General features: G+C 75.4%; 3 protein-coding genes. 2 read left to right on the forward strand and 1 reads right to left on the reverse strand.

Annotation, left to right across the window (positions count from 1 at the left end; genetic code table 11):
• Nucleotides 1-10: 10 nt before the first annotated feature.
• Nucleotides 11-967: a helix-turn-helix domain-containing protein gene (locus ACZ6BG_RS17950; protein ID WP_469002160.1), complete on the forward strand. Its 957-nt coding sequence runs from the start codon at nucleotides 11-13 to the stop codon at nucleotides 965-967.
• A gap of 55 nt (nucleotides 968-1,022) precedes the next feature.
• On the forward strand, nucleotides 1,023-2,075 hold the full coding sequence (locus tag ACZ6BG_RS17955; RefSeq protein ID WP_469002162.1) for a methyltransferase: 1,053 nt from the start codon (nucleotides 1,023-1,025) through the stop codon (nucleotides 2,073-2,075).
• A gap of 136 nt (nucleotides 2,076-2,211) precedes the next feature.
• Here ACZ6BG_RS17955 and ACZ6BG_RS17960 read toward each other — a convergent pair whose 3' ends face one another.
• Entirely contained in the window at nucleotides 2,212-15,207 is a 12,996-nt protein-coding gene (locus ACZ6BG_RS17960; protein ID WP_469002164.1) for an SDR family NAD(P)-dependent oxidoreductase, read from the reverse strand.
• Between the last annotated feature and the right edge of the window lie 433 nt (nucleotides 15,208-15,640).

The following is a 15,640-nucleotide window of genomic DNA, read 5'->3' on the forward strand; positions in this document are numbered from 1 at the left end:
GGGTGGGGGCATGTACGGCGACGACTCCGAAGACGGCCGGGACCCTGAACGCGGCCGGGACTCCGCGACACGCCGTGCCCACGCCGGCGGCCCGGGCTCCGACGACGGCTGGGACACCGTGCGGCCCGTCGGCGGGTCCGCGGTGCGCGGGGTCCACGTGGCCGGGTACCGCTCCCGCGCGGGCGGACGCATCGACATGCGTGTGTTCCCGCAGCCGTTCGTGACCGTCGTCCTCGGCTCCGGCGACGCCCTGCTGCACGTCGAGGACGGCTCGGGCCGGGCGGCCCTGGGCAGCCTCGTCGCCGGTCCCGTGCCCGGGCCGACCCGCATTCGCTCCGGGCGGTTCTCCTGCGTCGAGCTGCGCCTGTCGCCCCTGGCCGCCTACGCGCTCATGGACACCGCGCCCGCCGACCTCCAGGGGTCCGTGACCGGCCTGGAGGAGCTGTGGGGAGCGCGGGGGCGGCGGCTCGGCGAACGGATCACCGGCGCCGGGGGCTGGCCGGAGCGGTTCGCCCTCGTCGACCGGTTCCTCGTCGAGCGGGCGGCGCGGGCGCCGTCGGTGGACGCGGAAGTCGCGGCGAGCTGGTCGGCCATCGTGGCCCGGCGGGGCCGGGTGCGGGTCGGTGACCTGGCGGCCGCGTGCGGGTGGAGCCGCAAGCGGCTGTGGGCCCGGTTCACGGCCCAGGTCGGCCTCACCCCCAAGCGCGCGGCGATGCTCGTCCGCTTCCACAGCGCGGTCCGCCGCCTCCACGCGGGCGCGGACGTCACCGAGGCCGCGCTGGCCTGTGGATACGTCGACCAGTCCCACCTCCATCGCGATGTGCACGCTTTCACCGGGTGCACGCCGGGTGCGCTGGTACGCCTAGCGACGTCGGCCCATGCCGACATCTACGAGGACGCCGACGCCGCCGACGGGACGCTCATGCGGAGGCCGCGCATGAGGTCGACGCCGCCACCCATCCCGTAACGCAGACGACTCACCTGGCGAAGCAGACGACTCACCTGGCGAAAGGGACCACACAGTGACGAACGACGAGGCCCGGGAGACCACTCCCGACGACGCCCGCTTGGTCATCGAGTACGCCTTCGGCGGCGTGGCGGCGCAGACGATGCGCGCGGCCCTGCGGCTACGGGTGGTCGAGCTGATCGGCGACAAGGAGATGGCGGCGGACGACGTGGCCGCCCAGGCGGCCGCGGCGCCGCAGCCCATGGCGAGGCTGCTGCGCGCCCTGGCCAGTCTCGGCCTGCTGGAGGAACGCGCCGCGGGCATCTTCGCCGTCACGCCCGCCGGCGCCCTGCTCGACCCCGCGCGCCCCGACTCCCTCGCCTCCATCGCCCGGATGTTCACCGACCCGATGATGCTGCGGGGCTGGGAGCAACTGGACGACAGCGTCCGTACCGGCGAGGTCGCCTTCGACAAGGTCTTCGGGACGGACTTCTTTGGTCACCTCAAGCAACACCCGGACCTGTCGGCGGAGTTCAACACGGCGATGAGCCAGGGGACCCGGCAGACGGCCGCGGCGCTGCCGGGCGCCGTCGACTTCGGGCGGTTCAAGACGGTCATGGACATCGGCGGCGGCGACGGCACGCTCCTCAGCGCCGTGCTGAGGGAGCACCCCGCCGTCACCGGCGTCATCTACGACACCGAGGAAGGCCTGGCCCAGGCCCCGGCCACCTTGAGCCGGGACGGACTCGCCGACCGATGTTCCCTGGTGGCCGGGGACTTCTTCCGCTCGGTGCCCGAAGGCGCCGATCTCCACATGATGAAGAGCATCGTCCACGACTGGTCGGACGACCAGGTGGTGACGATCCTGAGCCACTGCCGCGCGGCGCTGCCACCCGGCGGCCGCGTCCTGATCGTGGAGCCCGTCCTCTCCGAGATCGTCGACGCCGAGACCGCCGGGCGGATCTACCTGAGCGACCTGAACATGCTGGTGAACGTCGGCGGCAGGGAACGCACCCGCGCGGAGTTCGAGGAGGTGTGCCGCCGCGCCGGGCTCGCGGTCACGTCCGTCACGCCGCTGCCGCAGGCCCCGCCGTTCCACGCCATCGAGGCGGAGGCCGCCGCCGACTGACGGCGCGGCGGGTCCAGCGGGTCCGACGGGTCCGGTGGGCCCCGATAGGGCCGGTGGGCCTGCCAGGTCCGAGACACGCAGAAGGCCCTGGTCCCGGGGGAAGTGCCACCCGGGACCAGGGCCGCTGTGTCGCGCCCTACGCCACGGTTGCCCCATCCGCTCCTACGGCGCGGTGGCCGGACGGCTCGGCGGAGTCGGCGCCCAGGGCAAGCCGCACCAACTCGTCGGTGCTCATCGCGTCGACGGCGCTGTCATCACCGGGCCCGTCGGCCCCATCAGCTGCGTCGGCCCCGTCCCGGCCGGACGGCGCGCCTCCATCCACCGGTCCCTCCTGCGCCCCGCCCGTCCGCACGGCCAGGTCCACGGCGAGCCGGTCGGCGAGGGCGCCGGGGCTCGGGTGGTCGAAGACCAGGGTCGGGGGCAGCCGGACGCCGGTCGCCGTGCTGAGCCGGTTGCGCAGCTCCAGCGCCGTCAGCGAGTCGAACCCGAGGTCCTGGAACCGGCTCGCCGCCGCGACCCGCTCCGGAGCCGCGTGCCCGAGGACGGCGGCCACCTCGGCCCGCACGGCCTGCAGGATGATGTGCCGCTGCTCCTTGTGCGGCGCGGTGGAAAGACGGCCGCGCAGCACGGCGGCCGGGGTCTCGGTGGGCCGCGCGGTGGCCGCCCGGGCCGGGGCCGCCGCCGGGGCGAGGGTCCGCAGGACCGGCGGGACCGTACCGGAGTCGAGGCCGCGCAGGTCGAGCCGGGCGGGTGCAAGGACCGGCGCCCCGTCCGCGACGGCCGCGTCGAAGAGGGTGAGGCCCTCGTCGGCGGACAGCGGGGCGACACCGGACCGCGCCAGGCGCAGCAGATCCGTGTTCCCGAGCCCCGCGGCCATGTCCTCCTCGCCCGCCCACAGGCCCCACGCGAGCGACACGGCGGGCAGCCCCTCGGCGTGCCGTCGCCGCGCCAGGGCGTCGAGGAAGGTGTTGGCGGCCGCGTAGTTGCCCTGGCCCGCGGTGCCGAGCATCCCCGAGAGGGAGGAGAACAGGACGAACGCCGACAGGTCCAGGTGCCGGGTCAGCTCGTGCAGATGCAGGGCGGCGTCCGCCTTGGGCCGCAGGACGGCGTTCAGGCGCTGTGGCGTGAGCCCTTCCACGACCACGTCGTCGAGGACGCCCGCCGAGTGCACCACCGCGGTCGGCGGCTGCTCGAGACCTTCCAGGAGCGCGGCCACGGCGGCCCGGTCGGCCGTGTCGCAGGCCGCGACGGTCACCTGCGCGCCGGTGGCCTCCAGCTTGGCCACGAACTCCTCGGCGCCCGGCGTGTCCAGGCCGCGCCGCCCGGTCAGGACGAGGCGGCGTACGCCGTGCAGCTCCGTCAGATGACGGGCCACGACCCGGCCCAGGGCGCCCAGGCCACCGGTGATCAGTACGTTGCTGTGCGCGCCGAACGCCACGGCCGCGGTGTCGCCCGGCTGGTGCTCGCGCAGCCGCGGGACGAGTGACGCACCGGCGCGGACGGCGAGTTGGGGTTCCTCGGAGGCGATGGCCCGGACGAGGCCGCGGACGGAGTCGGGGTGGTCGTCGGTGTCGATCAGCATGAACCGGCCGGGGTGCTCCGCCTGCGCGGAGCGGACCAGCCCCCACACCGCGGCCCGCGCCGGGTCCGGGTGCTCGCCGTCGGCCGCGGCGACCGCGTCCCGGGTGAGCAGGACGAGGCGGCTCGCGGTGAACCGGTCCTCGGCGAGCCAGCGCTGGACGAGTTCGAGTGCTTCGGTGGTGGCCGCCCCGGTGGGTCCGCCAGGTTCGGTGGACCCACCGGGTGCGTGGGATCCGCGGGGTGCCGCGGACCCGTTGGCTCCGCCCGGGTGGCCGGGCGCGCCGGATCCGGTGAGGTCGCCGTGTGCGGCGGCCCCACCGAGCGTGAGGACGACGACATGGGGCGCCTCGGTCCCGTCGTCGTGCGTGCGGAGCAGGTCGTCGAGGGCCGCGTGGGCGCGTACGGTCACGCCCCCCGCCCGCACGGTGTCGCGCAGCGCGTCCGTGCCCCGGCCGATCACGGCCCAGGTGCCGGTCGGTGTGGGCGCGGACAGCTTCCGCTCGGGCCAGTGCAGGGCGAACAGGGCGGCGCTGTCGGCCGGTCGGCCCGCGCCGGGCGGCAGCTCGCGCAGGGCGAGCGCGTCGGCGCTGAGCAGCGGGGCGCCGGTCGCGTCGGCGATGAGGAGCGCGTACGTGTCGCCGTCGCCGCGCCGCAGCAGCACGCGCAGCGTGGCGCTCTCGGCGCTGTCCTTCGAGCCCGTGCCCTGGGCGCGTTCGGTGTGCTCGGAGCCATCGGTGCTGTCGGTGTGCAGCCTCAGGCCGCTCCACGCGAACGGTACGAGGAGCCGGTCGTCGTCGCCCGCGGCGCCGAGCAGGGAGTGCAGGGCGGCGTCGAGGGCGGCGGGGTGCGGCACGAACCCGGCATCGATCGCGCCCGTCGGTGCGTCGACCTCCGCGTACAGCTCGGCCCCGGCGCGCCACAGCCGACGCAGGCCCTGGAAGGTGGGGCCGTAGCTGTAACCGCGGTCGGCGAGGCGGGTGTAGAGGCCGTCGATCGGCACGGGGGAGGCCTCCGGGGGCGGCCAGGCGGTGAGGTCGGCCGGGCCCCGCGCGGCAGTGGTCGACCCATCGGTCGCGTCGGCCCCACCAAGCCCACCAAGCCCACCAGGTCCGTCGGCCCCGTCCGCGCTCAGCGCACCGGTCGCGTGCCGCGTCCACGGCGTGGACGGCGAGCCCCCCGGCCGCGAGTAGAGCGCCAGGGAGCGGCTGCCGTCGTCGGCGGGGGCGCCGACGATGACCTGGACCGCGGCGGGTTCGGTGAGCGACAGCGGCTGTTCCAGGGTGAGGTCGGCCACCTGTGCCGCGCCGGTGCGTCGCGCCGTGTACAGGGCGAGCTCCGCGACGGCGGCGCCCGGCAGTCGTACGGAACCGGCGATGACGTGATCGGCGAGCCACGGCTCGGCGTACGGGTCGAGGTTCCCCGTGAACAACAGGGCCTGGCCGTCGGCCAGTTCCACGCCGTCGTCGAGCACCGGGTGGCCGCGGCCCGCGGCCGCCGCCGGGGCGGCCGGGGCGGTCGGGGCGCTGAGCCAGTACCGCTCGCGCTGGTAGGGGTAGGTGGGCAGGGGCACCGTACGGCCGCCGGGGAAGAAGTCGCTCCAGTCGACGGCGGCGCCGCCCACGTAGTTCCGGGCCAGTGCGGCGGTGACGGTACGGACTTCGTCGTGGCCGCGGCGCAGCAGCGGCGCGACGGAGACGTCCTCGCCCTCGCTGCCCCGGACCATGGCGGTGAGCACGGCGTCCGGGCCGACTTCGAGGAACCCGGTCACGCCGTCCGCGGCGAGGTGGCGCACGCCGTCGAAGAAGCGGACGGTGCCGCGCAGTTGACGTACCCAGTAGTCTGGATCGGCCAGTTCGTCGGCGGTGGCGACACGGCCGGTGACGTTGGAGATGACCGGGATGCGGGGTGCCGCATACGTCAACTGGGCCGCCACGGCACGGAAGTCGGCGAGGACGCCGTCCATGTGCGGCGAGTGGAAGGCGTGGCTGACGCGAAGGCGGGACGTGCGGCGGCCCTCGTCGCGCCAGACGCGGGTCAGTTCCAGGGCGGCTTCGACGTCGCCGGTGATGACGACGGACGTGGGTCCGTTCACGGCGGCGATGTCGAGGCGTCCGGCGTAGGGGGTGAGGGTCTCGCGTACCTCGTCCTCGGTGGCTTCGACGGCCGTCATCGCGCCGCCCGCCGGGGCGGACTGCATCAGTCGGCCTCGGGTGGCGACCAGGGTGCAGGCGTCGGTGAGGTCGAGTACGCCGGCGACATGGGCGGCCGCTATCTCGCCGACGGAGTGGCCGAGGAGGTGGTCGGGCGTGACCCCGAAGTGCTCCATGAGCCGGAACAGGGCGACCTCGACGGCGAACAGGGCGGGCTGCGTGTACCGGGTCTCGTCGAGCAGGGCCGCCTCCGGGCTGCCCTCGTCGGCGAAGATCAGCTCGCGCAGGTCGATGCCCGCGACGGACTCCATCCGGTCGCAGATCTCGTCGAGGGCGGCGCCGAACACCGGGAAACGGGCGTGCAGTTCACGGCCCATCCCCGGCCGCTGGCTGCCCTGTCCGGTGAACAGGAACGCGGTGCGCACCGGGCCCGCCGCGCCGCCGGTCACCACGTTCGCCGCCGTCTCGCCGTCCCGCAGGGCGTCGAGCCCGGCGAGCAGCTCCGCGCGGTCGGCCGCCAGGATCACGGCACGGTCCGTGAGGGTGGCGCGGGACGCGGCGAGGGAGTGGCCGATGTCGAGGTCCGCCCGGCCGAGCGCTACCGCGTCGTGAGCGTCGGGGGCCCCGACGCCCCCGACGGCTCCGGCGGCCTCGGTGGACGCGACAGACGCGACGGACCGGATGGCCTGAGCGGACGCGTCGGACAAGGCGACCTCGGCGGACACGTCGCGCAGGGCGGCCGCAGCGGACCCGGCGGCTCCTGCGGACGACTTGCCCGCCCCGGCCGCGAGCGGCCGCAACTGCGCCGCCTGCGCCCGCAACGCTCCGGTTCCCCGAGCCGACACCAGCCACGGCACAAGACCCGGCCCGGCGGCGATCCCGGTCTCCTGCTGCCCGGCCCCCGGCTGCCCCGCCTGCTCGGGCGACGGAGCGACCACCGGCGCCTCTTCCAGTACGACATGGGCATTGGTGCCGCTGACGCCGAACGACGACACACCGGCCCGCCGCGGCGCCGCGCCCGCGTCCCAGGGCCTGGCGTCCGTGAGCAGCGACACCGCGCCGGAGCCCCAGTCGACGTGCGGCGTCGGCTCGCCCACGTGCAGCGTGCGCGGCAGGATGCCGTGCCGCATCGCCTGGACCATCTTGACGATGCCGCCGACCCCGGCCGCGGCCTGCGCGTGCCCGATGTTGGACTTCAGCGTGCCCAGGTACAGGGGCCGCTCCGCGTCCCGGTCCTGGCCGTAGGTGGCGAGGAGTGCCTGCGCCTCGATCGGGTCGCCGAGCCGGGTGCCGGTGCCGTGCGCCTCGACGGCGTCGACGTCGGCCGGGGCGAGCCCGGCCTGGGCCAGGGCGTCGCGGATGACCCGCTCCTGCGAGGGGCCGTTGGGCGCGGTGAGGCCGTTGCTCGCGCCGTCCTGGTTGATGGCCGAGCCGCGGACGACGGCGAGGACCTCGTGGCCGTTGCGGCGCGCGTCGGAAAGCCGTTCGAGCAGCAGCACGCCGGCGCCCTCGCTCCACGCGGTGCCGTCGGCCGCGCCCGAGAACGCCTTGCAGCGCCCGTCGGGGGCGAGGCCGCGCTGACGGCTGAACTCGATGAACGTGGCGGGCGCCGACATGACCGTGACACCCCCGGCGAGGGCGTACTCGCACTCGCCGTTGCGCAGTGCCTGCGCCGCCAGATGCGTGGCGACCAGCGACGAGGAGCACGCCGTGTCCACGGTGATGGCGGGCCCCTTGAGGCCCAGCGTGTAGGAGACACGGCCGGACACCACGCTGGGCGAGTTGCCGGTGAAGCCGTACGCCTCCACGCTCTCCGGCGTGGCGCGCAGCCGCGAGGTGTAGTCGCTGTACATCACGCCGCAGAACACGCCGGTACGGCTGCCGTGCAGGGCCGTCGGCGCGATGCCCGCGCTCTCCACGGCCTCCCAGCTGGTCTCCAGGAGGAGGCGCTGCTGCGGGTCCATGCCCGCCGCCTCGCGCGGGCTGATGCCGAAGAACTCGGGGTCGAAGCGGTCCGCGTCGTACAGGAAGCCGCCGTGGCGCGTGTAGGACTTGCCGGGCCGCTCGGGGTCCGGGTCGTAGAGGTTCTCGACGTCCCAGCCGCGGTTCTCCGGGAACGGGCCGATCGCGTCGGTGCCCTCGGAGACGAGCTGCCACAGGTCGTCCGGGGTGCGGACGTCGCCGGGGTAGCGGCAGGCCATGCCGACGATCACGATCGGGTCGTCGTCCCGGACGGCCGTCGGCGCGGTGCTCGGCGCGCCCGGCCGGGCGGTGGGGGCCTGGTCGAGGTGGGACACGACGTGGTCGGTGAGGGCGGACGGGGTGGGGTGGTCGAAGACGACGGTGGCCGACAGCTTGAGGCCGGTGGCCGTGCCGAGCCGGCCGCGCAGTTCGAGGCCCGACAGGGAGTCCAGACCCAGCTCCCGGAACGCCGCGTCCGGGGCGATGCCCGCGGCGCTCGGCAGCGCGAGCACCGCGGCCACCGTCGAGACGATCAGGTCCATGACGGCGCGGCGGCGTTCGGTCTCCGGCAGCGCGGCCGTGCGCGCGGCCCACGAGTCCGCGCCGGTCCCCGCGCCGCCGTCCGCGGCGCGGCGGCGGGAGCGGGTGCGGGGCGCCAGGGTGCGCAGCAGCGCGGGCGGGGACGCGTCGGGGGCGCGGAGCGCCGCCACGTCCAGCTCGACCGGGACGAGCAGCGGCTCACCCGAGGCCAGGGCCGCGTCGAACAGCTCCATGCCGCGCTCGGCCGACAGGGGCAGGACGCCGTTGCGGCTCCAGCGGGCGACGTCCGCGTCGGACAGCTTCGCGGCCATGCCCCCGGCCGTCGCGTCCCACATCCCCCAGGCCAGCGACGTCGCGGGCAGACCGTGGGCACGGCGGTGCTGGGCGAGCGCGTCCAGGTGGGCGTTGGCGGCGGCGTAGGCGCCCTGGCCGGGGTTGCCGAGGAGACCGGCGATGGAGGAGAACACCACGAACGCGGCCAGCGGCAGCTCCGCGGTGAGTTCGTGCAGGTGCCGGGCGCCGTCAGCCTTGGCGGCGAGCACCCGGTCGACGTCGTCGGGGCGCAGGTTGTCGAGCGTGGCGTCGGCGAGGACACCGGCCGTGTGCACCACGGCCGTCAGCGGATGCTCGTCCGGCACGGCGGCGAGGACCTCGGCCAACCGCTCCCGGTCCGTGACGTCGCAGGCCACGACGGTCACGGTGACGCCCGACCCGGCGAGTTCCGCGACCAGTTCGGGGGCGTGCCCGCTGCGGCTGCACAGCAGCAGGTGCCGCACCCCGTGCCGGACGGCCAGATGCCGGGCGACGAGTCGGCCGAGGCCCCCGGTGCCGCCGGTGACCAGGACGGTGCCGTCCGGGTCGAGCGTAACCGCCGCGTCCTCGGGGACGGTGGCGCGGGTCAGCCGGGGCGCGTACAAGGTGCCGCCCCGCAGCGCCAGTTGGAGCCCGTCGGCGGCGGCGAGGGCGGCGGCCGCGTCGATCCCGGTGGGGCCGTGGTCTTCGGCGGGGCTGTCGGCGGTGTCTTCGATGTCCAAGAGGGCGAAGCGGCCCGGGTGTTCGCTCGACGCGGTGCGCAGCAGCCCGTGCACGGCGGCCCCGGGCAGGTCGCGCACGTCGTCGCCGGACGCGGTGGCGACCGCCTCGCGGGTCAGGAACAGGAACGTGGTCGACTGCAGCCGCTCGTCGGCGAGGCAGCGCTGCACGGTGGCGAGGGTCCGGCGGACCGCGTCGCCCGTCGCCGCCAACTCGTCGCGCCGGTCTTCGGGGGTGCGGTACGGGAGTACGAGGACGTCGGGAGCGGGCTCGCCGGAGGCCAGGGCGGCATCCAGGGCCTCCAGGTCCCGGTACGGCGTGCCGGTGAAGCCGGGCGCGGGGCCGCCGAGGACAGCCCAACGGCCGCTGCGAGACGCGGGGTTGACGGCCGGGACCGGGTGCCACTCCAGGTGGTGCAGGCCCTCGCGGACGGAGCCGCCCCCTGCGGCGATCCGGTCCAGCGGCACCGGGCGCATCGTGAGCGAGCCCACGGTGAGCACGGGCTGCCCGGCGGGGTCGGTGGCCTCCAGGACGACGCCGTCGCCCTCGCCCGGACTGAGCCGGACGCGCAGTCGGGTGGCGCCCGCCGCGTGCAGGGTGACGCCGTCGTACGAGAACGGCAGGCGCAGGGCGCCCGGCGCGTCCGGTTCGCCGAGCAGCAGGGCGTGCAGGGCCGCGTCGAGGAGAGCGGGGTGGAGGCCGTACTCGGCGGCCTCCGCGTGCTGCTCCTCGGGCAGCGCCACCTCCGCGTACAGGTCGGGGCCCGACCGCCAGGCGGCCCGCAGCCCCTGGAACGCCGGGCCGTACGCGTACCCCAGGTCGGCGAGGCGCGCGTACAGACCCTCGTGGTCGAGCGGCCGGGCGCCGGGCGGCGGCCAGCTCCCCTCCGCGGCGGAGGCGGGCACGGGCGCACCGGCCGCGGCGAGGACGCCCGAGGCGTGCAGCGTCCACTCGCCCTCGCCCCACGCGGACCCCCCGGTTGCCGGGTCGCGGCGCGAGTGGACGGCGACGGCGCACTCGCCGGAGTCGTCGGCGGGTCCCACGGTGAGCTGGAGGCGGATGCCCTCGTCGGGCAGGCGCAGCGGCTCTTCGAGGACGAGTTCGCGCAAGGAGCCGAGCCCGGCCCGGTCGCCCGCGGCGACGGCGAGTTCCACGAGGGCCGCGCCGGGCACCAGCGTGGAGCCCGCGATGAGGTGCTGGGCGAGCCAGGGGTGGGTGTGTGCCGAGAGCCGCCCGGACAGGAGCAGGCCGTCGCCCCCGGCGAGGCTCGTCATGCCGCCGAGCAGCGGGTGCCCGGCCGCCTCCAGGCCGAGGCCGGTGGCGTCGCCCGTGGGCGCGGGCGTGTCGAGCCAGTAGCGGCGGCGCTGGAAGGCGTACGTGGGCAGCACGGTCCTGCGGGCGCCGGGGAACAGCGCGCCGGAGTCCACGGGCGCCCCGTGCAGGGCGAGATGGGCCAGCGCGGTGGCGAGGGTGTGCGCCGCGGGCCGGTCGGGGTGCAGCACGGCGACCGGCCGCGGGCCGTCCTCGCCCAGGCACGCCCGGGTCATCGCGGCGAGCACGGGCGCCGGGCCCAGCTCGACGTACGTCGTGACCTTCTCGTCGTGGAGAACGCCGACTCCGTCGGCGAACCGGACCGTGTGCCGCAGGTGGCGGACCCAGTACTCGGGGTCGGCCAGTTCGTCGGCGGTGGCGACGCGGCCGGTGACGTTGGAGACCACGGGGATGCGTGGCGGCGCGTAGGTCAGCCCGGCGGCCACCTCGCGGAACGCGTCGAGGACCCCGTCCATGTGCGGCGAGTGGAAGGCGTGGCTGACCTTGAGGTCGGTGGTGCGGCGGCCCTTCTCCCGGAAGGACGCGGCGAGGTCGGCGGCGGCGTCGGTGTCGCCGGTGACGACGACGGAGCCGGGGCTGTTGACGGCGGCGATGTCGAGGCGTCCGGCGTAGGGGGTGAGGGTTTCGCGTATCTCGTCCTCGGTGGCTTCGATGGCCGTCATCGTGCCGCCCGCCGGGGCGGACTGCATCAGTCGGCCTCGGGTGGCGACCAGGGTGCAGGCGTCGGTGAGGTCGAGTACGCCGGCGACATGGGCGGCCGCTATCTCGCCGACGGAGTGGCCGAGGAGGTGGTCGGGCGTGACCCCGAAGTGTTCGAGCAGCCGGAACAGCGCGACCTCCAGCGCGAACAGGGCGGGCTGCGTGTACTCCGTCCGGTGCAGGCGTGCGTCGTCCGCCGCGAACACCACGTCCTTGAGAGGTACCTCGAGATGCTGGTCCAGCTGTGCGCACACCGCGTCGAACGCGGCCGCGAACACCGGCTGGGACGCGTACAGCTCACGGCCCATGCCGTGCCGCTGGCTGCCCTGCCCCGTGAACAGGAACGCCGTCCGGCCGCCCGCGCCCGCCGGACCGCGCACCACGTCGGCGGAGGGCGCGCCGTCGGCCAGCGCCGCGAGCCCGCCGAGGAAGCCCTCGCGGTCCTGTGCGACGACGGCGGCGGTGTGCGCGAAACGCGTGCGCGCGGTGGCGAGCGTCAGGCCGATGTCCGCGAGGCCGTCCCGCTCGGGGGGCTCGGGGTGCTCGGCGACGAAGGCGTGCAGGCGGGCGGCCTGGGCGCGCAGGGCGTCCTCGGTGCGGCCGGAGAGGAGCCAGGGGTGCGGGGTGGGGTGGGGGAGGGTGGTGGTGCCCGTGCCGTGGGCGTCCTGCGCGTCGGCCGCGACATCCGCGCCGCTCACCGGGGTGGCGTTGCTCAGGGTGTCCGTGACACCCACGCTGCCCGCGCCGTCGGCATCGCCCTCGGCCGCCTCACCAGCAACGGCCGCCTCCACCGGCGCCTGCTCCAGAATCACGTGCGCGTTGGTGCCGCTGATGCCGAAGGAGGACACCCCGGCGCGCCGGGGACGGCCGGTCTCGGGCCAGGACCGCGCCTCGGCCAGCGGGCGCACCGCGCCGGCGCTCCAGTCGACGTGCGACGTGGGCCGGTCGAGGTGGAGGCTGCGGGGCAGCGTGCCGTGGCGCATCGCCTGGACCATCTTGACGATGCCGCCGACCCCGGCCGCGGCCTGCGCGTGCCCGATGTTGGACTTCAACGAGCCCAGATACAGCGGCTGTTCGTCCTTGCGTCCCTGCCCGTACGTGGCGAGCAGCGCACCGGCCTCGATCGGGTCGCCGAGCCGGGTGCCGGTGCCGTGCGCCTCGACGGCGTCGACGTCGGCGGGGGCCAGCCCGGCGGCGGCGAGCGCGGCGTGGATCACGCGCTCCTGGGCCGGTCCGCTCGGCGCGGCGAGGCCGTTGCTCGCGCCGTCCTGGTTGATGGCCGAGCCGCGGACGACGGCCAGGACCTCGTGGCCGTTGCGGCGCGCGTCGGAGAGCCGTTCCAGGAGCAGCACCCCCACGCCCTCGGCCCAGCCCGTGCCGTCCGCGTCCTCCGCGAACGCCTTGCAGCGCCCGTCCGGCGACAGGCCGCGCTGGCGGCTGAACTCGACGAACATGCCGGGGCTCGACATCACCGTCACGCCGCCCGCGACCGCCAGTTCGCAGTCACCGGCGCGCAGCGCCTGCGCGGCCAGGTGCAGGGCCACCAGGGACGAGGAGCACGCGGTGTCCACGGTGACGGCGGGCCCGCGCAGGCCGAGGGTGTAGGCGACGCGGCCCGAGAGGACGCTGGTGAAGTTGCCGGTGAGCAGGTACCCGCCGGCCTTGTCGTCGGCCTCGTGCAGGCGCGGGCCGTAGTCCTGGGCGAGCGCACCGAGGTACACGCCGGTGTCGGTGTCGTGCAGGGCCGCCGGGTCGACTCCGGCCCGCTCCAGGGCCTCCCACACGGTTTCGAGGACGAGGCGCTGCTGCGGGTCCATGCCCAGCGCCTCGCGCGGGCTGATGCCGAAGAACTCGGCGTCGAACTGGTCCGCGTCGTGCAGGAATCCGCCCTGGCGCGTGTAGGAGCGGCCCGCGCGGTCCGGGTCGCCGTCGAAGAGGGTGTCAAGGGGCCAGCCGCGGTTGACGGGGAAGCCGGAGATGACGTCCCGCTCGTCCACGACGAGCTGCCACAGGTCCTCCGGCGACGCCACGTCGCCGGGGAAGCGGCAGGCCATGGAGACGATGGCGACGGGCTCGTCCGCGTCGGCGCTCCGCCGGGCCGGGAGCGGCGCGGGCGTTGCGGAATCCGCGGTACCGGTCAGCTGCGCGGCGAGGTGCTGGGCGAGGCGTTCCGGTGTCGGGTGGGCGAAGACGATCGTCACCGGCAGGCGCATCCCGGTGGCGTCCACCAGGCGGTTGCGCAGCTCCACCGCGCGTACGGAGTCGAAGCCGAGGTCCTTGAACGCCCCGGTGTCGTCGAGTTCGGCGTCCGCGTCGAGGCCGAGGACGGCGGCGATCTCGGCGCGTACGACGTCGAGGAGGCGGGCCACGGCCTCCTGCGGGGACTCGTCGGCCGGGGCGCCCGGGCGCTGCGGAGCGTCGGCGTCCGCTACCGGGTCGGGCGACGGCAGGACGGCCGCGGGCAGTTCGAAGGGCGTCGCGTCCGGGCCGAACGCCGGCCGCCAGTCCACCGTGGCGCCCCCGGCGTACAGGCGGGCCACCGAGGTGAGGAACCGGCGGGTGCCGGGCTCGCGGCGCCGCAGCGACTCCACCACCACGGCGTCCGACTGGAGGTCGTCCAGGGTCTGCTGGAGCGCCATGGTCAGGACCGGGTGCGGGCTGACCTCGATGAAGGCGTGGTGGTCCGCCGCCAGGGCGCGCGTCGACTGCTCGAACAGCACCGTGCCGCGCAGATTGGCGTACCAGTACCCGGCGTCGAGCCCGGCGGTGTCGAAGTAGTCGCCGGTCGCGGTGGAGTGGAAGGGCACGTTCCCCGTGCGCGGCCGTACCGGCGCGAGTCCGGTCAGCATCTCCTCGCGAATGGCCTCGATGTGCGAGGAGTGGGCCGCCAGGTCCACGGGGATCCGGCGGGCCCGCACGCCCTCGGCGGCGAACTCCTCCATGAGTACGTCGATCACGTCACGGTCGCCGGAAAGGACCACGGACTGCGGCCCGTTGACCGCGGCGACGGCGACGCGGCCGTCCCAGCGCGCGACCTTCGTGTCCAGGTACGCCCGCGTGGCCGACACCGAGATCATCCCGCCGAGCCCCGCGAGCCGCGCCTGCGCCTTGCTCCACAGGGACACCACCCGCGCCCCGTCGTCCAGGGACAGGCCGCCAGCGACGACGGCCGCGGCGATCTCGCCGACGCTGTGCCCGAGCACCGCCGCGGGCTGCACCCCGAAGGACCGCCACAGCTCGGCCAGGCCCACCATCACGGCGAACAGGGCGGGCTGCACCACGTCGTCGCGCTCCAGGGACGCCGCGTCGGGCGTCCCGCGCAGCACGTCCTCAAGGGACCAGTCGAGGTACGGGGCGAGCGCGCGGGCGCTGGCGTCGACGGAGGCGCGGAACACGTCGGAGTCGTCGAGGAGCCCGGCCGCCATGCCGAGCCACTGCGGGCCCTGGCCGGGGAAGACGAACACGGCCCGGTCGAGCGGCCCGGCGACCCCGCTGATCCGGGTGGCGCTGCGGCCGCCCTCGGCGAGTGCCGTCAACTCCTCGACGAGCTGCCCCTCGTCGTCGGCCCACAGGACGGCCCGGTGCCGCGCCGCGGTCGGTGCGCGCCCGGCGTGCTCGTCGGCGGCGCCCGGGGGAGCGGCGGCATGGGCGGCCGCCAGGGCCAGGCCGAGGTCCCGCACCGCGGGCCGGTCCTCGGCGTGGAGCGCGAGCAGCCGCTCCGCCCGCGTGCGTACGGCCGCCGGGGTGGCCCCGGAGACGACCAGCGGAATCGTGCCGCTGCGGAAGAGGGGTTCCCCGGCGGACCCGGCATCGGTGCGCGTGCGGTCGGCAGACACGGTTCTACTCGCTCTCGGTCTAGGCGGATGCCGTGCGGCGGCACGGGGCGAAAGGGACGGCCGTGGCGGAACTCGTCAGGACGGTCCGAAAGAAGGCCGTGCGGTATTCGGGCGGCGTTATTTCTCCGTCAGGAAATCGTGGGGACCCGGCCGATGTCCAAGAACTCCCGGTCTCATGACGAGAGGTGCCGCGCCGATTCAACACAGGCCGTCGGGCCGCACTCGGGCCGAGTCCGAACGTACCCCGTACCCGACCCCTGGTGAACCGAAGAAAGGCTCGCAGAGGAGGGCTGTCCCGGTGACGGGACATGGCTGGCCAGGACTTGTGCGGACTGCGTGGACCGGCCGTTCCGAAGGTCATTCCAACACTCCCTTGGAGCGGTGTGAGAACGGTCGGGACATCGCCTCTGACCTGCGGAGCAGAGGGCTGAAA

It is taken from the genome of Streptomyces sp. NPDC041205 (genome assembly GCF_055591765.1).